Genomic DNA, 22,295 nt, shown 5'->3' with positions numbered 1-22,295 from the left:
GGGGCTTCGCCTGTTAAAATTCCGCACTTGAAATTTTCCAGGGCCAAGCCGCCCGAACTAGCGAAGGTCTACCGCGATGCGTACCAGCCAATATCTGCTTTCCACTCTCAAGGAAACCCCCTCCGACGCTGAAGTTGTCAGCCACCAGCTGATGCTGCGCGCCGGGATGATCCGCAAACTCGCTTCCGGCATGTACGCCTGGCTGCCGACCGGCCTGCGGGTCCTGAAGAAGATTGAAAACATCGTCCGCGAAGAGATGAACAATGCGGGTGCCGTCGAAGTGTCCATGCCGGTGGTACAGCCCGCCGAGCTGTGGCAGGAGTCCGGCCGCTGGGATGACTACGGCCCCGAGCTGTGCCGCCTGACCGACCGTCACAACCGCCCCTTCGTGCTGGGTCCGACCCACGAAGAGGTGATCACCGCGCTGGTCCGTTACGAAGTGAACAGCTACAAGCAACTGCCGCTGAATCTGTACCAGATCCAGACCAAGTTCCGCGATGAAGTGCGCCCCCGTTTCGGCGTGATGCGCGGCCGCGAATTCCTGATGAAGGATGCCTACTCCTTCCACATCGACAAGGCTTCCCTGGTCGATACCTATGAGAAGATGCACGCGGCCTACTGCACCGCCTTCACTCGCATGGGTCTGAACTTCCGCCCGGTGCAGGCCGATACCGGCTCCATCGGGGGCACCGGCTCCCACGAATTCCAGGTGCTGGCTGAGAGCGGTGAAGACTTGATCGCCTTCTCCGATACATCCGATTACGCCGCCAACATCGAGATGGCCGAAGCGCTGGCACCGGCTGGCGAGCGCGCTGCCGCAACCAAAGCCCTGACCAAGGTGGCCACCCCGGCCGTCCACACCATCGATGAAGTAGCCGCTTTCCTGAACGTGGCGCCGACCGCCATCGCCAAGACCCTGCTGGTACTGGCCGAGGAAGACGAGCACGGCAAACAGGCCGTCATCGCCCTGGTACTGCGTGGCGACCACGAGCTGAACGAAATCAAGGCCGAGAAGCTTTCTGGCGTGGCTAACCCGCTGACCTTCGCCAATGACGAGCAGATCAAAGCGGCCGCTGGTTGCGACGCAGGCTCCATCGGCCCGGTCGGCTTTGCCGGTCGCATCATCGTCGATCGCAGCGCCGCCCATCTGAGCGATTTTGTTTGCGGCGCCAACGAGACCGGCTTCCACCTGACCGGTGCCAACTGGGATCGCGACATCGCCTCTTTTGAGGTTGCCGACCTGCGCAACGTGGTGGAAGGCGACCCGAGCCCGTGCGGCCAGGGCAAGCTGCTGCTCAAGCGCGGTATCGAAGTGGGCCACATCTTCCAGCTGGGCACCAAGTACTCCGAAGCGATGAAGGCGAGCGTGCTGAACGAAGGCGGCAAGTCCGTCACCATGGAGATGGGTTGCTACGGTATCGGGGTTTCCCGCCTGGTGGCTGCGGCCATCGAGCAGAACAACGACCAGTACGGCATCATCTGGCCGGATGCCATCGCCCCGTTCGAAGTAGCCATCGTGCCGATGAACATGCACAAATCCGAGCGCGTGGCCGAGCAGGCGCAACAGTTCTACACCGAGCTCAAAGCCGCCGGTGTGGACGTGCTGTTTGACGACCGCAAGGAGCGCCCGGGTGTGATGTTCGCCGACATGGAGCTGATCGGTGTGCCCCACGCCATCGTCATCGGTGACCGTGGTCTGGACAACGGCGTGGTGGAGTACAAGTGCCGCCGCTCCGGCGAGAAGCAGGAAGTGCCCATCGGCGAGATCGTTGCCATGCTCAAGGCCAAGCTGGGTCGCTGATAACGCCGACACCGCCTATCGCTTTTCATAGGAAAGCCCCGAGTGCCACGGCATTCGGGGCTTTTTATATGGCTCTCAGCCATGATGCACAAAAATGCGTCTCCAGCGTGAACCAATGAGATAACTGCATTGCCCTGTACACGGTACGGCTGATTTCCTAGACTGGCGCTCTTTACCCAGCTTGCCCGAGAAGTGATGTCCATCGCCTCAGCCAATACCGTTGTCGTGCTCGACTTCGAGACCACAGGGCTTTCACCCGGACAAGGGGATAGAGCCATCGAGATCGGTGCCGTCAGAATCAAGGATGGCCATATCAGTGAGCGTTTCTCGGCATTGATGAATCCGGGCTTCAACGTGAGCAGCTTCATCGAGCAATATACCGGGATCAGCAATGCCATGCTGAAACAGGCTCCCCCCTGTAACGTGGTGATGGCGGATTTCGTCGACTTTATCGGTGATGACAATCTGGTCGCCCACAACGCCTCCTTCGACAAGCGCTTTCTGGATGCGGAAATAGAGCGATTGCCAGCGCAATACCGCGGCCAGTTCGCCTGTTCCCTGCTGCTATCGAGGCGCCTGTTTCCCGATGCCCCGGATCACAAGCTGGGTACCCTGGTGCAATACCGGAGCCTGCCCAATGACGGGGTGTTTCACCGTGCCCTGGCGGATGCAGAGGTGACGGCCCACCTCTGGCTTGCCTTGTTGGAAGAGCTGGCGTGTCGACATGGCATTATCGACCCGGACTTTGCATTGCTGCTGACCCTTGGCAAGAAGCCAAAACAGGTGATTCCATCCTTCCTGCGGGAATATGCGACTCGGAAATAATATGTGCCGACATGCATCATCAATCATCCATGCCATGTCGGCACTGAATTTACCCGCCTTCACATCCATGATGGCCCGGCGTAAAGAGAGGCAGGCAAGCAGATAATTTAGCACTGCACATCAATGAAAAAGCGCGCCAAATGGCGCGCCTTTTGTTTCTGCTCTTCTGGGCGGCAAGGGCCGGAGCCCACTATCTCAACTATTGCGACCGATAAAGAGATCGGTCACATGGCAGCTGCTTCTCGCGGCCAGCGCATCCAGCATGTAGGCTGCCGCGTCTTCCGGCGTCATGAAGCCGCTCGGGTCCACATGATCCGAATTCTCCCAGAACTCGCTGCGGATCCCGCTCGGATAGAGGTTCACCAGTCGCAGGGGAGCACTCTTCAGCTCGGCCCGCAAGGATTCGAGAAAGCCGCGCATGCCCCATTTGGAGGCGCAATAGAGGCTCTCGTTTGCCTTGCCGGTCTGGGCGGCAGAGGAGAGCACATTCGCCAGCACCCCGCCCTTGTCGCCGATGAGGCGTACCGTCTGCTGGGCCACCAGTATGGTGGAGATGAGATTGCTCTCCACCACCCGGCGGATCTGCTCGGCGGTGTAGACACCCACCGGGCCGAACTCACCGACACCGGCACAGTGGATCACCATGTCGGGCAGGCCGCCCCACTCCACCGCAGCGGCAAAGGCGACATCCACCTCTTCGTGGTGCGCCAGATCGGCGGCAATGCCGATCACCGCCTTGCCGAGCAGCTCTTCCTGCTCCTGCAGTTTCTGGTAACGGCGACCCATCATGGAAACCTGATGGCCGCGTTCAACCAGCCCTATGGTCAGGGCGCGGCCCAGTCCGGATCCGGCGCCAGTCACTATGATGTGGCCCATGTGTGCTCCTCAGGGAGATCAGAAGGTGAATTCACCACCGATGAACCAGCCGTCGATGGTCTGATCGACGCGATCGAAGTCCATCTCGGCCTCACGCCAGCCGGCGCGGATCTTGAGCGGCACAGAAGAGAACTTGTAGGAGCCGCCCAGACGGTAGTCGTAGTTGTCGGCATCCTGCACCCGCATATCGCCAAACGCGGCGAAGCCGGTCCCCGGGATGCGTACTTCACCCCCGGTGTAGGCCATCAGCACATCCTTGTCATAGGAGTAGTGCTGGGTGTTGAAATCACCGTCGTAGCGACGACCGGTCAGACCCAGGTCGATCTGGAACAGGTCGTTGTTGAACAGGCGATAGTAGAGGCTCAGGTCGTAAGCCAGGAGATCGTTGTTGAAGCTGCCACCGCTGCTGCTGAAGTCGGACATTTCAAACTTGGCGTTGGGCAGCAGCAGGATGCCGTGCTCCAGTTGCAGGTAGCCGCTCCAGTTGTAGTTCTCGTCGTAGCTGCCATCGGCACCCACGCTGCTGACCTGGCCACTTCCCTGGGCATTCCACAGATCGGCACCCGCCGCAAAACGCCAGTCATTGGCGGCCATGGCCCCATGGCTGAGCAGAGCCATCACAGTGCCGGCAATCAGGGTCTTCTTCATCACTTCGCTCCATTTTGGACTGGAAAGGCCATCATTTTACCCGCTGGGCAAGGAATACCTAGAGTAAAAAGCTGAACAAGCGTCCATAAATGTCAGTGCTTCATCCCTTTCATGGGTTCGACCGGCTTCACGGGCAGGCTCAGTGACAGCGTCTGCCCATCGTCCAGGGTCAGGGTCAACGGGAAGGGCGTGCCCTGGGCCAGGGTATGGATGTCGAACAACATGATGTGCAGGCTGCCGGGCTTGAGCACGGCCTCCCCCTTGGCCGGGATCTCGATGCTCTCCACCTGGCGCATCTTCATGACGCCGTTCTCGTGCAAATGGGTGTGCAGCTCGACACGGCCCGCCTCAGGGGACGTACCCGCCACCAGTTTCACCGGTTTGTCCCCATCGTTCCTGAGCACCATGAACGCCGCCGTGTTCGGCGAGCCAGGGGGCAGCAGGCGCACATAACCATCGACCGCGTCGACCTTGGCCAGGGCCGGGGCGGCCAGAAGCAGTGCCATGGTGGAATAAAACGCACGTTTAAACATGGTTGAAATCCTTTTATGATGTTGTTAAACGAGACAAAGCTTACCCCTGTGGCAAGCTTTTGACAGCCCCCGACAACAAGGATTCAGACATGGCCCTCACAATTCTGGCCGAACAGCAGGACGGCTTGCTCACCCTGACCTTCAATCGACCGGAAAAGCGCAATGCCCTCAACACGGAAACGTATCTGGCGCTGACCGACGCACTGCGCCAGGCCGCCCGGGACGAAGAGGTCCATGTGCTGCTGTTGCAGGGCCAGGCGGAGTGCTTCACCGCCGGCAACGATCTGGCCGACTTTGTTGGCAAGCACGCCCTTGAGCCGGACGACCCCATCCTGCAATTTCTGCACACCCTGGCCGACTTCCCCAAACCGGTGATCGCCGCCGTGGGCGGCCCGGCAGTCGGCATCGGCACTACCCTGCTGCTGCACTGCGACCTGGTCTATCTGGGTGACAACGCCCGGCTGCAACTGCCTTTCGTCGAGCTGGGGCTGGTACCGGAGTTTGCCGCCAGCCTGCTGCTGCCACGCGCCGTCGGTCACCTCAAGGCGGCGGAGCTGTTGCTGCTGGCAGAGGCCATCGATGGGGAAGAGGCGCTGCGTCTCGGGCTCGCCAACCGGGTGCTGGCCCCGGCGGACCTGCTCCCCTTCGCTCGGGAGCAGGGACTGAAACTGGCGGCCAAGCCGCCGATGGCGCTCCAGAAGAGCAAGGCGCTGCTCAAGCAGGAGCTCAAACAGGCGGTGCATTTCGTCATCGACCTGGAAGCGCGCGCCTTCGCCCAGGCCCTGCAAGGGGAAGAGGCGCAAAGCCGCATCGCCAGCAAGCTGCAAAAACGGCGCTGAACTCAGTTGAGACGGAACCGGCCTATCAACTCGCAGCCCTGCACCCTGTCCTGCACCTGAATAAGCCGGGCAATCTCCGGATTGGGGTGGCGCTTCAAGAAGGAGAGCAGGGCGGCGCGGCAGCAGCCCAGCTCACTGATGAGGGATTCGCACTCCCGGTTGGGGCACTGGGGCACCAGGGCGGTGACCAGCTCGGAGGCGAGCTTGAGGTAGCGCAGTTCATAGGCGGGCTCTTCCATGGCACGCCAGAAATCGGCCATGCGGTGACAGGTGGCGACCCGCATGCTGGCCAGTTCGTCCAGATCCCCGGAGGCCAGCTCATACACTTCCCCCAGGGCCTGCTGATAGAGGCAGATCGCCGTGCCCAGAGCCCCCATGCCAAGGGCGTTCTCCGCCTCCAGCATGTAGCGTTGCCAGTTCTGATGTTCCATGTTCCTCTCCTTTGCCGACACGAGTGGAGTTTGTATCATGGCCAATCGAGAACAAATATCAACCAGACCCTTTGTGCAGGATCCCTCAACCCGCCGTTCTGGGCTGATTGACGCGACACTGCTTGCCGGGGTAACCAGGCAGATCTGTCGCCTTGCTGCTGCACGCCAGCCGTTTGGCTTCGGCGAGGCGATCCGCGAGGTTGACCTCATCGATCGGCTGCCAGGCCATCTGCTGGCCGAGCCAGCTGGCCCAGGCAAACTCGACGAAGTAGACCTGATCCTTCTTGCTGAAGTAGCCCGCATCCTGCAACAGCCCCGCCAGGGTGCGGTAGGGGTAATCCGGCAATTCACCGATATGGCCGGGCAACTGCTCGGGAGTCAGGGGTTGACCCCGTTCATCCTTGAGCCAGGCCCAGTGGTTGTTCTGCATCTGGCTCCAGAAATTGGCCCTGTCCTGCAACCGTGCAATCACCTTGACCCTGACCTGCTTCACCCCCTGCTGCCACAGCGCCTTGGTCAGGTGGTGCCTGTCCACCAGCCAGTAACCCCCATCCGGCGCGATGACGATAGGGATCTCTTTCTTTTTCATCAGCTTGTCGAGCTGCTTCTCGCTCTTGTCCGCCAGCTCCCGGGCAGTGGTATCCACCTGCAACTGACCGACGCCGCCCTGGGTGGGGTGCAGCGCCTCTATGTTCACCTCGCACCAGCTTCCCACCGGGCTGCTCTTCTCGCACGGGGACAACGCCCAGGCGCCCTGGCTCAGCACGCAGACCAACAAGATCCATGCTCTCATCACTCTCTCCTTTTCCTGGCGCTCACGGCGCCCCCTCGTTGACAGCCGCATCGGATATCATGGGACTCATGCTGGCGGTCTGACCAGCAAAGGGGATATCATGATTTCCCATCTGCCGGCGATGCATTCTCGCCGAGTTTTCTCCCCGCTTCACACATTTTGAAGGATTCACCATGAAAGGATGGAGCCCCCTGCTGGCCCTGCTGGGCTGTGCCTGCGTCCAGGCTGCCGATGTGCCGCCCGGCACCCCACTCGCCGCCGAACAGGCCGTCGTCCGTCATCTCAAGGATGAACCGGCGAGCCTGAGCCCTCTCAAGCTGGTGGGACTGCCGGAGCTGCAGGTCCTCAGGGACCTTTACGAGGGGCTGCTGACCCAGGGACCGGACGGCAAGGTGCTGCCCGGGGTGGCCGCGAGCTGGGAGAACAAGGACAACCGGCAGTTCACATTCCATCTGAGGCAGGATGCCCGCTGGTCCAACGGCGACCCCGTGCGCGCCGCCGACTTCGTCTATGGCTGGCGCAAGCTGGTTGACCCCAGGGAAGCCGCCACTTTCGCCTGGTTCGCCCAGCTCGCCCGCTTCGACAAGGTGGACGACATAGTGGCAGGCAAGCTGGCCCCCGATGCGCTCGGGGTGGAGGCCGTCGATGACCATACCCTGAAGGTGACCCTCTCCCAGCCGGTGCCCTATTTCCTGAGCCTGCTGACCCATCCCAGCCTGTCGCCCCTGCACCAGGCCAGCATGGAGCAATATGGCAACCAGTGGACCCAGCCCGGCAAGCTGGTGGGCAACGGCGCCTTCGTGTTGAGTCACCGGGTGGTGAACGAGAAACTGGAGCTGACGCCCAATCCCTACTACTGGGATCGCGCCCACACGGTGCTGACCCGCGTCACCTTCGTGCCCATCAACCAGGAGAGCGCGGCCACCCACCGCTATCTGGCCGGGGATCTGCACATCACCGAATCCTTCCCCAAGGAGCAGTACCAGAGCCTGATGGCCCAGATCCCGGGGGAGGTCTATACCCCGGAACAGCTCGGCACCTACTACTACGCCTTCAACACCCAGCGCCCGCCCCTCAATGATGTGCGGGTGCGCCAGGCGCTCTCCTACACCATCGACAGGGGCCTGATTGCCGACAAGGTGCTGGGCACCGGGGAGAAACCGGCCTACCACTTCACCCCGGACGTGACCGCCGGCTTCGACCCCAAGCCCAATCTGCTCTCCACCAGCAGTCAGCAGGCGCTGGACGAGCGTGCCAGAGCCCTGCTGAAAGAAGCGGGCTACGGCCCAAGCAATCCCCTCAAGCTGACCTTGCTCTACAACACGGCGGAAATTCACAAGAAGATGGCGCTGGCCATCGCCAACCTGTGGAAACAGAAGCTGGGGGCCCGGGTCGAGCTCACCAACCAGGAGTGGAAAACCTATCTCGACAGCCGTCAAAGCGGCCAGTTCGAGGTGATCCGCTCCTCCTGGGTCGCCGATTACAACGACCCCTCCGCCTTCCTCGGGCTCTGGGGATCGGGCCACAGCGGCAACATGGCCCGGTTCGCCAACCCGGCTTACGACAAGCTGCTGGCGCAGGCGGCCAACAGTCAGGATCCCGCAGAACGGGCCCGCCTGTTCGATGAGGCCGAGGCCATCTTGCAGAAGGAGGCCCCCATCGCCCCCATCTACCAGTACACCAATGCCCGGCTCATCAAGCCCTGGCTCAAGGGGTATCCCATCAACAACCCGGAAGACGTGGCCTACAGCCGTCAGCTCTACCTCGTCAAACACTGAGTCCGGGGAGGGGTCGGGACATCTGACCCCTCCTGGCACTGTTCCTGTTCAAGTTCCCGGCCTAAAATGCCGCCTCTTTTCATTCATCAACCCCGTGATCCGATCCTGCCATGCGTGCTCTGCTCCTGATTGCCCTGTTTGTTGCCCTTCCCGCCAAGGCCGCCGATGAAACCGAATGCCGCCAGGCCTTCCTCGAATGGATGTTGAGCCAGCAGAAGCAGTTCAGCGACCGCAAGGCCAGCAAGATGGAGCGGCGCAATGCCGAACGAGCCATCGATCAGGCCCGGGATGCCTTCGCCAAGCAGGAGAGTTTCTGCCAGGCCATGGCCTGGGTCGCCAGCGCAGAAGACAATGACCCCCGCTTCAAGCCGAGGACGGGGGAGATCCACGACTTCACTCCCCGCGGCTGAGCCGCCATCTACGACTTTTTTCAGCCTTTCCCGTGTTGATTTATTGACCCAAGCCAAGGTGGTGCAACAGTCCGCATCTACAATGACGCCGTAACAATCACAAAAATAAAAAATAACTTTATCAGTTACTTGGCTCATTCAGGATGCGCACATGACCACAACCCGGCACGAAGGGGAGATCCGTTTCCCCGATCACATCTCACTGATCTCGACCACGGATCCCGCCAGTCACATCACTTATGCCAACCAGCACTTTTGCGATGTGGCGGGCTACAGCGCGACCGAAATGGAAGGGGAGCCCCACAATCTGGTCCGCCACCCCGACATGCCCAAGGCCGCGTTCGCCGACATGTGGCGCCGCCTGCAACAAGGCAAGAGCTGGATGGGGCTGGTAAAGAACCGCGCCAAGAGTGGTCAGTTCTACTGGGTCAACGCCTACGTCACGCCGATTCTCAACGATCAGCAGCAGATCATCGAATACCAGTCTGTCCGCACCCGTCCCCAGGATCACGACATCGCCTGGGCAGAGCAGCTCTATGCCCGGATCCGTGACGGCAAGGCACTGCCCTGGCTGACCCGGCTGACCCTGGAGCCGGGGCAGCTGTGTCTGCTGCTCTCTGGCACCGCCCTGCTCGGCATGGGGGCCAGTCTGGTCACCGGCCAGCCGGGGTGGGGAGTCATCACTCTGCTCTGCTTGCTGGCCCAGATGGGACATGGCTGGCATCTGCAACGGCGGCTGGCCAGGCTGCTGGCCATGGCGGGCGAGGAGCAGGGCAGCGCCCTTTGCCAGGTACTCTATGCCAGGCGTCAGGACAGCCTGGCCGCCCTTGAACTGCTGCTGCGCATGAAGAAGGCGGAGCTGCGCGCCGTGGTAGGTCGCAGCGCGGACACCAACCAGCAGATCCTGCAGGCGGCGGAAGATGACAGGGGGCATATCCAGACCATAGACACTCACCTGCAACAGCAGCGGGCCCAGAGCGAGCAACTGGCGGCGGCCATAACCCAGATGAGCCAGTCCATCCGCGATGTGGCTGACAATGCCCACCAGGCCAATGCGCTGGTGGGCGAGGTCCAGCAGGTGTCCGCCAGTGGCCAGCAGGCGCTGGCCACCACCCGGGATTCGGTCGACAGGCTTCATCAGGAGCTGGACGCCAGCCAGGGCGTGCTGGCGCGCCTGACCCAGGACAGCCAGAAGATCAACGGCATTCTGGAGGTGATCGGGCAGATTGCGGATCAGACCAACCTGCTCTCCCTCAATGCGGCCATCGAGGCGGCACGGGCCGGTGAACAAGGGCGCGGCTTTGCGGTGGTGGCCGACGAGATACGGGCCCTGGCCCAGAAGACCCGCAGCTCCACCGGCGAGATAAGCGACATGATAGGGGCGCTGCAACAGAGCACCCGGCAACTGTCCGATGGCATGGAGCAGGGGGCCCAGACATCAGTGCTCTGCCAGCAGCACATGGGGGCCACCGCCGAGGTGCTCGACCAGATCAACCGGATGCTGGCCCGGGTGACCCACACCAGCGACGAGATAGCCCAGGCGGTGAGCCAGCAGGCGGATGTCACCAGCACCCTGGATCAGGGGATCTACCAGATCCACCAACTGGCGAGCCACACCGCGGACAACAGCCGTCAGGCCCTCGATGGCATCACCCTGCTGGTGGAGCGGCTGCAAAACCTCTCCCGCCTGATCAACCAGTTCCACGACTGACCCCTTGCCGTGCAGTTTGGCGCGCCCCCGGGCGCGCTGCCGATCTCTCCCCTCCTTCACGACGACAGGCTCCCGCCGGGGGCAAGAAGTCCGTCTCAGGATTTGCCCTTGAACTGCTTGATGCTGCGCTTGCCCTGGGTGCGACGGTTCGCCTGCTTGTCTCTTGGCGCCCGTTTGCTCTCCCCGCTGGCGGGTTTGTCGGTCACCGGGAAACCTGCCAGCGCCGCCAGGGGCAGGGGGCGACCGGTCAGGGCCCGGATCCCCTCGAGCGCCTCCCCATCCCCGTGACAGGTAAGGGAGATGGCCAGACCGCTCTGCCCGGCACGGGCGGTACGACCGATACGATGCACGTAGACGGGGGCATGGTCCGGCAGATCCAGATTGATCACCACGGGCAATGCCTCCACGTGGATGCCGCGCGCCATCAGGTCCGTGGCCACCAGCACCCGCACCCTGCCCTCCTTGAAATCCGCCAGCGCCTGCTCCCGCGTGGTCTGATCCTTGTTTCCGTGCAGGACCGCCACCGTCATGCCAGCCCTGGCGAGTTTCTTGGCCACCCCGTCCGCGTCGTCCCTGGCACTGATGAAGACCAGCACCTGGGGCCACTCTCCGGCCTCCAGCAGGGCGATCAGCGCAGGCACCTTGCTACTCCTGTTGACCAGATAGAGCCGCTCCTCGATGTCGCTCACCAGGCTGTTGAGCGGCTCGGCCTCGATGCGCACCGGATCCTGCAGCAGGCCCGAGGCCAGGCTCTCCAGTTCGATCGGCAAGGTGGCGGAGAAGAGCATCTGCTGCCGCGCCTCCGGCATCGCCTTCATCAGCCACTGGATATCGGGCCAGAACCCCATCTCCAGCAGGCGATCCGCTTCATCCAGCACCAGCATGCGCAGGGCACCCAGCCCCAGCGTCTGCTGGGCCAGCAAGTCCCGCAACCGTCCGGGGGTCGCCACCAGCAGTTGGGGGCCGAGAGCCAGTTCCCGCTCCTGCCACTCCTGGGCCACCCCGCCACACAGGGTCAGGAGACGCACCCCCAACCCGTCGGCAATCTCCTGCAGGGCGGCGCTCACCTGGCTTGCCAGCTCCCGGGTGGGGACCAGTACCAATCCCTGTACCCGGTCACTGGCTGCGTCCAGCCTCTGCAGCAACGGCAGGCCGAATGCCAGGGTCTTGCCACTGCCGGTCCTGGCCAGGGCAAGCAGATCCCGTCCTGACAAGGCAGCAGGAATGGCTAGCTGCTGAATGGGGGTCGGTTTTTCCAGCGCGGCGGGCAGCAGGGGCAACAGGGCGGGGGCAAGGGCGAGTTCGTCAAACGTCATGGGGATCGCAGATACAGGCTGAACGAGGATGTGGAGGCGAAGTCTAGCCAGACCCACCCCATAAGTAAAAGGTTCGGGAGCGCAATAAAAACGGCCTGCCCCGTGTGAACGGGGCAGGCCGTCAGGCAATCAGCCTGTGGCGCGACTTACAGAACGGCCAGGGCGGCGGCGTAGTTCGGCTCGTCGGCGACTTCGGCCACCAGCTCGCTGTGCAGCACCTTGTCGTGCTCATCCAGTACCACGATGGCACGGGCAGCCAGACCCACCAGCGGGCCGGAGGAGAAGGCCACGCCGTAGTCCTGCAGGAAGGAGACACCGCGCAGGGTGGAGAGGTTCACCACCTTGTCCAGACCCTCGGCGCCGCAGAAACGGGCCTGGGCGAACGGCAGGTCGGCGGAGATGCACAGCACGACGGTGTTGTTCAGGGCGCTTGCCTGCTCGTTGAACTTGCGCACGGAAGTGGCGCAGGTCGGGGTGTCGACGCTCGGGAAGATGTTCAGGATCTTGCGCTTGCCGGCGAAGGTCGCCAGGGTCGCATCGGACAGATCGCCAGCAACCAGGGAGAAGGGCTTGGCCTGCTCACCGGCAACGGGGAAGTGGCCGGAGACGGAGACGGGGTTGCCTTGCAGGGTGACGGTATTGCTCATGTTAGGTCCTTGATGATTGATGTGGGATCCAGGGTCCCCAGTATAGGCCCGCCACGGGATGACAAACACCCGCTAATGAAAGGGATTTGGCATCCCTTTGCGTCCCTCCTGCTCCAGGGGCAAATCAGCGGCCACTGTCATGGCCCCGAACAAAGAGGAGAAGAGGGCTTGACCTTGGACTTTACACCAAGGTTTACACTCGGCGCAGTCATCCAGGATCCCGCAGGGGCGGGATCCCTCAAGAGGAACGCATCATGAGCAAATCCTGCTGCAGCCATCAACACGCCGCCGCCCCCATCAAGGCCGTCAGCAAGGCCGCCACCCCACAGGCCGGGCACAGCCACACCAGCCACTGCTGCGACAACGGGGCACAGGCCAGTGGCGTCGCCAACCCGACCCGCCACGATCATCAGGGGCAAAGTGGCGCAGACGGCCCGGGTGATGAAGAGCTCCCCAGAGGCGCTTGCGCCACCGACACAGCCCACGACCACGATCATCATGAGCAGGGGCACGCCCACACGACCGCCGCGACCGAGCCGCCGCTGGCTACCCCCGAGCAAAACAGCCGCCGCCATAGCTGGCAGGTGCTGGGCATGGATTGTCCCAGCTGTGCCCGCAAGATAGAGACCGCCGTCAGCCGGGTGGAGGGCGTACAGCAGGCTCGGGTGCTGTTTGCCACCGAGAAGCTGGTGGTGGATCTGGCCCCCGGCCTCTCCCCCGACCCCGTTACCGCCGCCGTGCTGGCCGCCGGCTTCCAGCTCAAAGGAGGCGCTCAGAACACGGCTCGCAGCGAACCGGGCCGCAGCCCGCAGATGCAGAGGGTCAGTAACCTGCTCGGCAAATACTGGCAGCCCCTGTCGCTCGCCGGCTTGATGGGGATGGCGGCCCTGTTGCCGGCCCAGATCGGTCAGCCGCTCTTTACCCTGGCCACCCTCTGGGGGCTGTGGCCCGTCGCCCGCAAGGCGTGGGCACTGACCAGAAGCGGCTCCCCCTTCGCCATCGAGACCCTGATGACGGTCGCCGCCGTGGGGGCCCTGTTCCTCGGCGAAACCGCCGAAGCGGCCATGGTGCTGCTGCTGTTCATGCTGGGTGAACATCTGGAGGCCTACGCCGCCGGCCGCGCCCGCGCCGGGGTCACCGCCCTGATGGCGCTGGTGCCCGACAAGGCGCTGCGCATCCGCACCACTGCCGAGGGCGAGGTGCGCGAAGAGGTCGGCGCCGATGAGCTGCGCCCCGGTGACATCATCGAAATCGCCCCAGGCGCCCGCCTGGCCGCCGATGCCCGCCTGCTCGACCCCCTCGGCGCCTTTGACGAGAGCGCCCTGACCGGCGAATCCATCCCGGTGGAGCGCCGCCGGGGTGACAAGGTCCCCGCTGGCAGCCTGGCGGCGGATCGGGTGCTGCGCCTCGAGGTGGTGTCCGAGCCCGGCAACAACGCCATCGACCGTATCCTGCATCTCATCGAAGAGGCCGAGACCCAGCGCGCCCCCATCGAGCGCTTCATCGACCGCTTCAGCCGCTGGTATACCCCGGCCATGATGCTGGTCGCCCTGCTGGTGGTGCTGGTACCGCCGCTCGCCTTCGGCCAGAGCTGGGACGAGTGGGTCTATCGCGGGCTGGCGCTGCTGCTGATCGGTTGCCCCTGCGCCCTGGTCATCTCCACCCCGGCGGCGGTCACCTCGGCGCTGGCGGCAGCCACCCGGCAGGGAGCCCTCATCAAGGGGGGCGCAGCGCTGGAGCGGTTGGCCCACATCGATACCCTGGCCTTTGACAAGACCGGCACCCTGACCCTGGGCAAGCCGCAGCTGACCGAACTGGTGAGCCTCAATGGCCAGTCTGAGGCCGACCTGCTGGCACTGGCGGCAGCCATCGAGCAGGGCTCCCACCACCCGCTGGCCCGCGCCGTGGTGACCGCGGCCAGTGAGCGGGGCCTCAGCCTCGCCGCCGCCCAGGAGCTGCGCGCCCTGCCCGGCATGGGCGTGGAAGGTCGCATCGACGGCACCCTCTGGCAGTTGCTGGCACCGAGCCGGGTCGCCACCCTGGATGCCGCGATACAGGCCCGGGTCGCCACCCTGGAGCAGCAAGGCAAGACAGTGGTGGTACTCGGTCAGCCTGACGTCGCCCCGGCCGCCCTGCTGGCCCTGCGCGACCAGATCCGCCCCGAGGCGGCCCCGGCCCTGCGCGAGCTGAGCGAGCTTGGTCTCAAGAGCATCATGCTGACCGGTGACAACCCCCGCGCCGCCGAGGCCATCGCCGGCGAGCTCGGCATGGGCTGGCGCGCCGGCCTGCTGCCGGAGGGCAAGGTCGATGAGATCGCCAAGCTCGGCCTCAGCCAGAAAGTCGCGATGATCGGCGACGGCATCAACGACGCCCCGGCCATGAAGCGGGCGAGCATCGGCATCGCCATGGGAGGCGGCACCGACGTGGCGCTGGAGACCGCCGATGCGGCACTGACCCACAACCAGCTCGGCGGGGTTGCCGCCATGATCCGGCTCTCCCGCGCGGCGCTGGCCAACATCCACCAGAACATCGCGCTGGCGCTGGGGCTCAAGGCCATCTTCCTGGTCACCAGCCTGCTCGGCATCACCGGCCTGTGGATTGCGGTGCTGGCCGACACCGGCGCCACCGCCCTGGTCACCGCCAACGCCCTGCGCCTGCTGCGAAAACGCTAGGCCGACCGTTAACGGTACAACCAACAGCCGCCCCAACGGGGCGGCTTTTTTATTGCCTCGCCCACAGCAAAGAAAAAGCGCGGCTGCCGGTCGGCAGTCGCGCTTTGCTTACTCTCTCGGTGTTATCCCGCCCTTGGCGAGGCGGAATTCAACCCGGGGTTGCCGAGCCAACCCCGGGCTCGATGGGAAAGACTTACTTGGCGCTGCACTCCTGGATGATGACGCTGCCCACCTCGCCGGAAGTCTGAGTCGGGTCAACCTTAACCAGGAAGCTCCACAGACCCTGTTCCAGCGTGATGCTGTTGTTGCCCATGCCACCGTCGCCGTGCTGGAGCGGGTAAACCTGCTCGGGCTCCAGTGCGATCAGGGTGCCACCGGCATCCTTCACGAAGAACTGCTTGCTCCAGTTGCCATCGTCGTTGGCAAACTTGAAGTCAAAGCTGCCCGCGTAGTTGAAGGCGGCCTGATAGATGGCGAGGTTGCCTTCCATCCCCTTGTAGCTCAGCTGGTAGGCCGGCTGGGCGTTCCAGTCGCTCAGACTGCCGCGCACATAGAGCGGGAAGCCGAGCGGATTGCCCGCGACGGTATCCAGCACCTTGCAGCTCTGCGCCGGTTCGGTGTAGCTGACGCTCAGGGTGGGCTTGTCCTTGTTCATGGCGGTGAAGACAAACTTGTAGGTGCCAGCCTTCTCCACGTTGAACGGCAGATCCCCGCCATTGGCACAGAGCGTATTGACCTGGCCGGTCGCAAGCTGGTCGGTATCGCTGCACTTGCCGTAATTGACGGGGCCGCTCCACTCGTTGCCAGCGATCTTCACCTGGGTCGACCCCAGCTGATCTGCCGTCACCTCGGTGGTGAACTCATAGGTGAAGTTGCCACTGAAGTTCATCTTGTTGACCGGATCCCACTGATTCAGGAAACCGCGCACGAACACCTCGGTGTCACCGAAGGGAGGCAAGGTGCTCAGATCCGTCTTCTTGCTCACCGGCAGCCCCGCGCCCTGGGCACCGCTCTGCGGCTTGATGAACACCGCCGCCGACCAGGCGCCAAGGGTCAGTTGACCGCTGTCATTGGCCGCCCCGCTGGCGATGCTGTCGGAGTCACGGTGGGCACCGCTCAGGACCATGCCGGTCAGATCGATGGGCTGATCCTTGCCGTCACGGAAATCGCCGATGCTCTGGGGCTGATTGGTGGCGTTGATCATCACCACCAGGCCGTCGATGGCCGGATCCAGATCCGCACCGGCGCCCACCCCGTCATCCACGCTCATCACGATGAGACCCGGGATCTGCTCAGGGCCGGTGTTGCGGAAGTCGACCCGCTTGATCACCTCGGCGCCGCTGCCAAGACGCAGCAGACGAGAGGATTGACGTAGTTCGGAGAGCTCCTGGTAGAAGTTCACCATCTGATGCATCTCGGCCGAACCCGGCTTGGCGTGCTGGCCGAGCACCTGCTCGATCAGCTCGTAGTTGGCCTCGTCCTTGTCCTTGCGCGGCAAGCCCTTGTCGAAGTTGTTGTCTCCAAGGGTGTAATCGACCCGGTTGTACCAGTCACCGGAGTCGTAGCTGTCCCGCTCCATGGACTTGGAGCGCAGCAGTTCGACACCCGCGTGGGTGAAGGGAATGCCCTGACCCAGCATGGCAGTCGCCAGAGAGACCCCCTGCATCCGCACCAGGTCGGCCCCGGCGGGTGCCTTGTACACCAGGTTGTCGAACAGGGTCTGGTTGTCGTGCTTGTCGACATAGTTCTGGATTTCGGTCGGATCCTGGGCATAGCCCGCCGGTTGACCGTTGTAGTCGATGTCGGAGCCTTTCTTCGGAATGCCGTCCTTGTCGGTCAGCACAAACTCCTTGAGGTTGCCCGCCATGCCGAGGCGCACCAGATCGGACTGATGCAGAGCGGTGGCGAGATCGACGCCGTCCAGCTCGTTGGCATCCACCAGGGCACCGTTGCCAAAGCCCTGGGTCTTGCGAATGGCTTCGCCGCCGTCGAACGGGCTGCCCCCGCGCACCGCATCACGCAGCCGGTCGGAGAAGGAGCCGATGCCGGTACCGGCCAGATGCTTCTGGGTCGCCTGCACGAAGCGCTTGTCATCCTGTACCTCGCCGAAGTTCCACCCCTCGCCGTAGAAATACATGTCCGGATTGACCTTCTTCACCTCGGCCAGGGCCTGCACCATCTGATCTTTCGGGTGATGGCCCATGAGGTCGAAGCGGAAGGCATCGATCTTGTAGTCCCGTGCCCAGGTGACCAGAGAGTCATCCATCAGCTTGGCGAACATGGCGTGTTCCGGCGCCGTGTTGGAGCAGCAGGTGGAGTTTTCCACCGAACCGGTCTCCGGATTGAGGCGCTGGTAGTACCAGGGCACAATCTTGTCGAGCACGGATTTGGAACCGAGACCCGCTTCGTTGGTGTGGTTGTAGACCACGTCCATCACCACGTTCATGCCGATGTTCTGCTTGATGGCCTGCACCATCTCGCGGAACTCCTTGATCCGGGTCATCCCCTCCGCATTGGTGGCGTAGGAGCCTTCCGGCGTGGTGTAGTGGTAGGGGTCATAGCCCCAGTTGAAGGAGTCCACCCCGCGCAGATAGCCGTACAGCTCCTGCACCACGGGGTTCTCCTTGCTGTCGCTGGCTTGCAGATCACCGAGCACGGCTTCGATGGTCTCGCCGCCACCACAGTGGCTGGCAAACCTGGAGTTCTTGACCTCGGGATTGACCTCGCACAGCTTGCTGAAGTCATCACCGATGTTGGCCACCTTGGCCGGATCCTCGTTGACGGTGGCGATGTCGAACACCGGCAGCAGGTGCAGGTGGCTAACGCCGCTCTTGGCCAGGGATTTCAGGTGGGTGACGGGCACGCTGTCGCTGTCGGTCAGCCCGAGGAACTTGCCGCGGTGATCCACCGGCGTCGACTCGTCGTTGCCGGTCAGATCCCGGACGTGGGCCTCATAGATGGTGATGTCGGCGGGGTTCTTCTGGCTGTGGGGGGCCTTGAGGCTGTCCCAGCCTTCCGGCTTGAGGGCCGGATCGTCGAGATCCACCACCTGGCTGAACTCGGAGTTCATCGCCAGGCTCAGGGAGTAGGGGTCGGTCACCTGATAGGATTCCAGCTTGCGGCTGACCGGGTGATAGACCTGGATATCGTAGCGGTAGTATTTGCCGACAAGATCGCTGCCCCCCTGTACGCTCCAGCTGCCGCTGGCCTCGTCCAGGGTCATGGCGCGCTCGCCAAGCGACTTGTGCTGCTCGTCGAACAGCGCCAGCTTGACCGACTTGGCGGTCGGCGCCCAGAGCCGGAAGGTGACATTGCCTCCCTCCACCACGGCGCCGTAGGCCAGCTTGGTGGCCGCTTCGCTGTAAAGGGCATCGAGGGCACCGGCACTCTGCACCAGGGTCGCCCCCTGCAGGATGCCGTCCGCATCGGTCCCGATGGCGACCAGCTCACCCTTGAGCAGGGGCTTGAGATCTTTCCCCGCAGGCAGGGCGAAGGCGGCGGCATCCTTGAGGTGCGGGTATTTGGCCTGCTGCTCTTCGGTCAGGCTGGTCGGGGTCAGCTTGAGGTAGGGAAAATCGAATACACCCTCGCTGTTTGCGGTGATGGTGCCTGACTCTGTGTAGTAGAGGCGCACATAGGGCTTGTCCTTGCCCCCTTGCCAAATCAGGGTGTTGTCGTCGATGAGATGGGCACTGGCCCCCGCCACGCCGAAGGCGGCGGTGAAGGCTTCCGCCCGGCTGCCGAAGATCTCGTTCTTGCCGGCGACGATGGCCACGGTGCGATCCGGGTGATCACTGAAGACCACCTTCATGTCGCTGCCGGTCAGGTTCGCGAGATCGCCGTTGCGGGCGATGAAGTTGATGCAGCCTTCCATCTTGGAGAGCGGCACGACCCAGGCCGGACCAAAACTGTCCGCCGCGGACGGCGTCTTGCTCTTGTCATCCCAACCGGTGTTGAGGCCGCCCTCCGAGGTCGAGTTGCAGGCGTCGTTGTTCCACAGGTGCAGGTTGTGGCTGGCGAACGGGCCGGTGACACCGCGCGCCGCGCTGGTCTGGGTATCCACCAGGGCGATGACCGCTTCGTCGGGGCCGGCCGTCAGCAGTTCGGCCGGGGGCTGGACGTTGGGAAGACGAGCGACGGGCTCATCCTGAGGGGCAGGGGCAGGAGCAGAAGAACTGTTGTCGTTACAGCCTGACAAAAGCGCGAGCAGTGAGGCTGTTACCAGCGCCACTTTGGTCTTTTTCATATCCATTTTTTTATAATTCCCGCTGTAGTTAGTCTCGATATCCGAGTACCCGGTCATTGCCGAGCGGTGTCATATTAATCAGCGGGAATTGCCGTAAATGTGAGCGGATGGGCAAAAAAAACCAATCCGCATCAACAAGATAACGTTTTCATAACGAAAACTCGATCGCGCTCACAGACCTGGCACCGCTTTCGGCCCATACCAGCGAGAAGAGGGGAGCGAGTGACGAAATCAATGTCCAATCAAATGGATAGAGGGGGCTGGGTGATGAAACGGATTGAGGAGCAGGCCAGGCGGCTGGACCAGGAGTATCAGGGCATTGCCCAGTTGTTCGATCAGTTCTGCCAGCAGGCCGGCGTGCTCGCCGAACGCTATCACTTCTTCAACTGGCCGGATTATGAAGAGAGCCCTCCCCTCGCCCGCGCCTTCACCCTGCTGGGGGAACCACGGGAGCTGCGGCTGCGCTGTCAACCCGGCGAGGGGGGGTCCCTGAACGGCCTCCTCCAGGTGTGTGGCGAGGAAGGCAAGGTTCACGCCAGCATGGGCTTTCATGCCGACGGCCACCTGCTGCTGGAGCCGGGCCGCCTGCTCGACGACCCGCCGGGACTGCTGCTGAGGCTGATGCTGGGCTCCCTCTGGCAGGATCAGGAGAGCGAGCCTCCCCGCTGACCCCCGCCAGGGGCGTCAGTCGGCAGACACTTCGATGGTCAGGTGCACCAGCTCCTCGTGGATGGCGAGGCGCTCGCGGATCGCCTGTGCCGGGACCGGGGTCGCCATCTGCAACGACATCGCGGCGGCATACTGCATCTGCCCCACCCGCCAGACGTGCAGATCGCGGATCTCGGCGCCAGGCAGCTCGGCGATCACCTCACGGATCTCGTCCACCAGGGGCGCATCCATCTCCGCATCCAGCAAGACGCGCCCGGTATCACGCAGCAGCCCCCTGGCCCACACCGCCACCAGCACGGCCCCGGCGATGCCCATCAGGGGATCCAGCCAGTCCGCCCCCCACAACATGCCTCCCACCAGCGCCAGAATCGCCAGCACCGAGGTGGCCGCGTCCGCCAGCACGTGGAGGTAGGCGGCGCGCAGGTTGAGATCCTGATGGCCGTGGTGGTGATCGTGCGAGTGGTCGTGATGACCGTGATGGTGGTCGTGACCATGGTGATGGCCGTGATCGTCCCTGAGCAGCCAGGCACAGGCCAGATTCACCAGCAGGCCCAGCAGGGCAATGCCGATCGCCTGCTGATAATGGATGGGGCTGGGGTCCAGCAACCTGGCCACCGACTCGAACAGCATCAACCCCGCCACCCCCACCAGCAGCAGGGCGCTGCTGAAGCCCCCCAGCACCTCTATCTTCCAGGTACCGAAGCTGAACCTGTGATCCCGCGCAAAGTGGCGGGCAGCGCGATAGGCCAGCACCGAGAGGCCGAGGGCCAGGGCATGGGAGCTCATGTGCCAGCCGTCGGCCAGCAGCGCCATGGAGTTGTAGAACCAGCCGCCACCGATCTCCGCCACCATCATGACGATAGTGAGCAGCACGGCCCAGCGGGTCTTCTGTTCGGCCAGGGGATTCCCTTCGTGGACGACGGGGTGGTGGCAGTGGGATGAGGCGAGGGATGGCATGGATTTCTCCTGAAAACGAGGATGCTATATACTATACCCCAGTATAGTTTTATTGATCGAGAGGATCCTGGATGTCACACACGGTTCACGACAAGAAGAAGCTGCTGGCACGGGTCAGGCGCATCAAGGGGCAGACCGGCGCCCTGGAGAGCGCTCTGGAACAGGAAACAGACTGCGCCGCCATCCTGCAGCAGATTGCCGCCATCCGCGGCGCCGTCAACGGCCTGATGCTGGAGGTGCTGGAGGGACACATGCGCGAGCATCTTGGCGCCGAGGAGGCGACCCATGCCGAGCGGCTGGACGATCTGGATCAGGTGGTGAGGGTACTGCGTTCCTATCTGAAATAAGGTTCTTCGCGGGATCCTGGGAAAGTGGAAGTTGACAGACAGGGTGCTGGTAAACTGGTTGTCGCCAAACACACCACCACCATCACCCTGCTGTCGCCGTGCATCATATTGATATTACCTCCTTCTGGCCAGGTTATACCGTCATCGCCCAAGCGCTTTCTGCCAACCATCACACCCTGTTTACCCTTGAGCCTCGCGCCGACTTCTTGCCCCGTTGTCGCCGATGCCTGCAACCCACGCCATTGATCCACGACCAACGTATCCGCCGGGTGCGTGAGCGAGACCTATTTGACCGACAAGTCTGGTTACAACTGCCTGTTCGCCGCGTCGACTGTCTGCGCTGTGGTCGCGTCAGTGAACATATCGACTGGCTCCCCTCTGGCTCCCGCCTCACCCGGCGCATGCAGTGCTGGATTGAAGCGCTCGTTCAGTACCTCCCCATCCGCCATGTCAGCCAGCTCACCGGGGTCGGTTGGCACACCATCAAGGAGATCGACAAGCGCCGTTTGCAGACTAGTGTGGGCACCATCGAACTTGGGGAGGTGCGGCGGCTGGTGATGGATGAGTTTGCCCTGCACAAGGGACACCGCTATGCCACCGTGATCATGGATGCCGAGCGAACCCGCGTCCTGTGGGTGGGGCACGGCAACAGTCGGGCCGCTATCCGTCCCTTCTTCGAGCAGCTCGGCGAGCGATGCCAGCAGATTGAGGCGGTGGCGATGGACATGAACACGGCGTTCGACCTGGAGGTGAAGCAACACTGCCCGCAGGCGGAGGTGGTCTACGACCTGTTCCA

18 protein-coding genes and 1 pseudogene are annotated in these 22,295 nt (G+C 63.2%); 10 read left to right on the top strand and 9 right to left on the bottom strand.

The window, feature by feature from the left end; genetic code table 11:
* Positions 1-76: 76 nt before the first annotated feature.
* Positions 77-1,801 (top strand): proline--tRNA ligase, encoded by a 1,725-nt coding sequence (locus AB5Y54_RS11090; protein ID WP_104451845.1) that lies wholly within the window; start codon positions 77-79, stop codon positions 1,799-1,801.
* A gap of 195 nt (positions 1,802-1,996) precedes the next feature.
* On the top strand, positions 1,997-2,626 hold the full coding sequence (locus tag AB5Y54_RS11085; protein ID WP_219596160.1) for a PolC-type DNA polymerase III: 630 nt from the start codon (positions 1,997-1,999) through the stop codon (positions 2,624-2,626).
* Between the two features lie 195 nt (positions 2,627-2,821).
* Here the strand turns inward: AB5Y54_RS11085 and AB5Y54_RS11080 are convergent, their stop codons facing one another.
* From AB5Y54_RS11080 to AB5Y54_RS11070, 3 genes are all read right to left on the bottom strand, one after another.
* Positions 2,822-3,502, bottom strand: a complete 681-nt coding sequence (locus AB5Y54_RS11080; protein ID WP_010672863.1) for an SDR family oxidoreductase — start codon at positions 3,500-3,502, stop codon at positions 2,822-2,824.
* Positions 3,503-3,520: 18 nt separating this feature from the next.
* Entirely contained in the window at positions 3,521-4,150 is a 630-nt protein-coding gene (locus tag AB5Y54_RS11075; RefSeq protein WP_010672862.1) for a TIGR04219 family outer membrane beta-barrel protein, read from the bottom strand.
* A gap of 92 nt (positions 4,151-4,242) precedes the next feature.
* Positions 4,243-4,683, bottom strand: coding sequence for a copper chaperone PCu(A)C (locus AB5Y54_RS11070; protein WP_201895098.1), 441 nt, complete (start codon positions 4,681-4,683; stop codon positions 4,243-4,245).
* An 89-nt stretch (positions 4,684-4,772) separates the two neighbouring features.
* On the opposite strand from AB5Y54_RS11070, the gene AB5Y54_RS11065 reads away from it, so the two are divergent.
* Positions 4,773-5,522, top strand: coding sequence for an enoyl-CoA hydratase-related protein (locus AB5Y54_RS11065; protein WP_041211009.1), 750 nt, complete (start codon positions 4,773-4,775; stop codon positions 5,520-5,522).
* A gap of 2 nt (positions 5,523-5,524) precedes the next feature.
* On the opposite strand, the gene AB5Y54_RS11060 is transcribed toward AB5Y54_RS11065, so the two are convergent.
* Positions 5,525-5,953, bottom strand: coding sequence for a DUF2753 family protein (locus AB5Y54_RS11060; RefSeq protein ID WP_010672859.1), 429 nt, complete (start codon positions 5,951-5,953; stop codon positions 5,525-5,527).
* An 85-nt stretch (positions 5,954-6,038) separates the two neighbouring features.
* On the bottom strand, positions 6,039-6,746 hold the full coding sequence (locus AB5Y54_RS11055; protein WP_323914151.1) for a ParB-like protein: 708 nt from the start codon (positions 6,744-6,746) through the stop codon (positions 6,039-6,041).
* Between the two features lie 173 nt (positions 6,747-6,919).
* Here AB5Y54_RS11055 and AB5Y54_RS11050 point away from each other — a divergent pair, with 173 nt between their 5' ends.
* From AB5Y54_RS11050 to AB5Y54_RS11040, 3 genes are all read left to right on the top strand, one after another.
* Positions 6,920-8,524, top strand: a complete 1,605-nt coding sequence (locus AB5Y54_RS11050) for an ABC transporter substrate-binding protein (RefSeq protein ID WP_368153763.1) — start codon at positions 6,920-6,922, stop codon at positions 8,522-8,524.
* Between the two features lie 110 nt (positions 8,525-8,634).
* A complete protein-coding gene (locus AB5Y54_RS11045; RefSeq protein WP_010672856.1) occupies positions 8,635-8,934 on the top strand; it encodes a hypothetical protein in 300 nt (99 codons plus the stop codon).
* 151 nt (positions 8,935-9,085) lie between these two features.
* Positions 9,086-10,645, top strand: a complete 1,560-nt coding sequence (locus tag AB5Y54_RS11040) for a methyl-accepting chemotaxis protein (RefSeq protein ID WP_368153761.1) — start codon at positions 9,086-9,088, stop codon at positions 10,643-10,645.
* Between the two features lie 95 nt (positions 10,646-10,740).
* On the opposite strand, the gene AB5Y54_RS11035 is transcribed toward AB5Y54_RS11040, so the two are convergent.
* A complete protein-coding gene (locus AB5Y54_RS11035; RefSeq protein ID WP_368153758.1) occupies positions 10,741-11,961 on the bottom strand; it encodes a DEAD/DEAH box helicase in 1,221 nt (406 codons plus the stop codon).
* A gap of 146 nt (positions 11,962-12,107) precedes the next feature.
* Positions 12,108-12,608 (bottom strand): thiol peroxidase, encoded by a 501-nt coding sequence (tpx, locus tag AB5Y54_RS11030; protein WP_010672853.1) that lies wholly within the window; start codon positions 12,606-12,608, stop codon positions 12,108-12,110.
* 254 nt (positions 12,609-12,862) lie between these two features.
* Here tpx and AB5Y54_RS11025 point away from each other — a divergent pair, with 254 nt between their 5' ends.
* Complete coding sequence (locus AB5Y54_RS11025; protein ID WP_368153756.1) at positions 12,863-15,280, top strand: zinc/cadmium/mercury/lead-transporting ATPase; 2,418 nt, start codon at positions 12,863-12,865, stop codon at positions 15,278-15,280.
* A 193-nt stretch (positions 15,281-15,473) separates the two neighbouring features.
* On the opposite strand, the gene pulA is transcribed toward AB5Y54_RS11025, so the two are convergent.
* On the bottom strand, positions 15,474-19,532 hold the full coding sequence (gene pulA / locus AB5Y54_RS11020; RefSeq protein WP_368153754.1) for a pullulanase-type alpha-1,6-glucosidase: 4,059 nt from the start codon (positions 19,530-19,532) through the stop codon (positions 15,474-15,476).
* Between the two features lie 261 nt (positions 19,533-19,793).
* Between pulA and AB5Y54_RS11015 the strand changes: the two genes are divergently transcribed.
* Positions 19,794-20,195, top strand: a complete 402-nt coding sequence (locus AB5Y54_RS11015; protein ID WP_368153751.1) for a hypothetical protein — start codon at positions 19,794-19,796, stop codon at positions 20,193-20,195.
* Between the two features lie 15 nt (positions 20,196-20,210).
* Here the strand turns inward: AB5Y54_RS11015 and dmeF are convergent, their stop codons facing one another.
* Positions 20,211-21,152, bottom strand: a complete 942-nt coding sequence (gene dmeF, locus AB5Y54_RS11010; RefSeq protein ID WP_200164824.1) for a CDF family Co(II)/Ni(II) efflux transporter DmeF — start codon at positions 21,150-21,152, stop codon at positions 20,211-20,213.
* Between the two features lie 71 nt (positions 21,153-21,223).
* Here dmeF and AB5Y54_RS11005 point away from each other — a divergent pair, with 71 nt between their 5' ends.
* Together AB5Y54_RS11005 and AB5Y54_RS11000 are read left to right on the top strand one after the other, a co-directional pair.
* Positions 21,224-21,499, top strand: a complete 276-nt coding sequence (locus tag AB5Y54_RS11005; protein WP_052814969.1) for a metal/formaldehyde-sensitive transcriptional repressor — start codon at positions 21,224-21,226, stop codon at positions 21,497-21,499.
* A gap of 98 nt (positions 21,500-21,597) precedes the next feature.
* A pseudogene (locus AB5Y54_RS11000) lies at positions 21,598-22,295 on the top strand (ISL3-like element ISAeme19 family transposase); the annotation flags it as partial.

This window comes from Aeromonas sp. s9, from assembly GCF_040907765.1.
Taxonomy (GTDB): Bacteria; Pseudomonadota; Gammaproteobacteria; order Enterobacterales; family Aeromonadaceae; genus Aeromonas; species Aeromonas caviae.
This window is presented reverse-complemented; position numbering and strand designations above follow the sequence as displayed.

Excerpts from the sequence above, each read along its gene's own strand:
- AB5Y54_RS11090 (WP_104451845.1), top strand. The coding sequence starts at position 77 with ATGCGTACCAGCCAATATCTGCTTTCCACTCTCAAGGAAACCCCCTCC.
- AB5Y54_RS11085 (WP_219596160.1), top strand. The coding sequence starts at position 1,997 with ATGTCCATCGCCTCAGCCAATACCGTTGTCGTGCTCGACTTCGAGACC.
- AB5Y54_RS11080 (WP_010672863.1), bottom strand. The coding sequence starts at position 3,502 with ATGGGCCACATCATAGTGACTGGCGCCGGATCCGGACTGGGCCGCGCC.
- AB5Y54_RS11075 (WP_010672862.1), bottom strand. The coding sequence starts at position 4,150 with ATGAAGAAGACCCTGATTGCCGGCACTGTGATGGCTCTGCTCAGCCAT.
- AB5Y54_RS11070 (WP_201895098.1), bottom strand. The coding sequence starts at position 4,683 with ATGTTTAAACGTGCGTTTTATTCCACCATGGCACTGCTTCTGGCCGCC.
- AB5Y54_RS11065 (WP_041211009.1), top strand. The coding sequence starts at position 4,773 with ATGGCCCTCACAATTCTGGCCGAACAGCAGGACGGCTTGCTCACCCTG.
- AB5Y54_RS11060 (WP_010672859.1), bottom strand. The coding sequence starts at position 5,953 with ATGGAACATCAGAACTGGCAACGCTACATGCTGGAGGCGGAGAACGCC.
- AB5Y54_RS11055 (WP_323914151.1), bottom strand. The coding sequence starts at position 6,746 with ATGAGAGCATGGATCTTGTTGGTCTGCGTGCTGAGCCAGGGCGCCTGG.
- AB5Y54_RS11050 (WP_368153763.1), top strand. The coding sequence starts at position 6,920 with ATGAAAGGATGGAGCCCCCTGCTGGCCCTGCTGGGCTGTGCCTGCGTC.
- AB5Y54_RS11045 (WP_010672856.1), top strand. The coding sequence starts at position 8,635 with ATGCGTGCTCTGCTCCTGATTGCCCTGTTTGTTGCCCTTCCCGCCAAG.
- AB5Y54_RS11040 (WP_368153761.1), top strand. The coding sequence starts at position 9,086 with ATGACCACAACCCGGCACGAAGGGGAGATCCGTTTCCCCGATCACATC.
- AB5Y54_RS11035 (WP_368153758.1), bottom strand. The coding sequence starts at position 11,961 with ATGACGTTTGACGAACTCGCCCTTGCCCCCGCCCTGTTGCCCCTGCTG.
- tpx (WP_010672853.1), bottom strand. The coding sequence starts at position 12,608 with ATGAGCAATACCGTCACCCTGCAAGGCAACCCCGTCTCCGTCTCCGGC.
- AB5Y54_RS11025 (WP_368153756.1), top strand. The coding sequence starts at position 12,863 with ATGAGCAAATCCTGCTGCAGCCATCAACACGCCGCCGCCCCCATCAAG.
- pulA (WP_368153754.1), bottom strand. The coding sequence starts at position 19,532 with ATGGATATGAAAAAGACCAAAGTGGCGCTGGTAACAGCCTCACTGCTC.
- AB5Y54_RS11015 (WP_368153751.1), top strand. The coding sequence starts at position 19,794 with ATGAAACGGATTGAGGAGCAGGCCAGGCGGCTGGACCAGGAGTATCAG.
- dmeF (WP_200164824.1), bottom strand. The coding sequence starts at position 21,152 with ATGCCATCCCTCGCCTCATCCCACTGCCACCACCCCGTCGTCCACGAA.
- AB5Y54_RS11005 (WP_052814969.1), top strand. The coding sequence starts at position 21,224 with ATGTCACACACGGTTCACGACAAGAAGAAGCTGCTGGCACGGGTCAGG.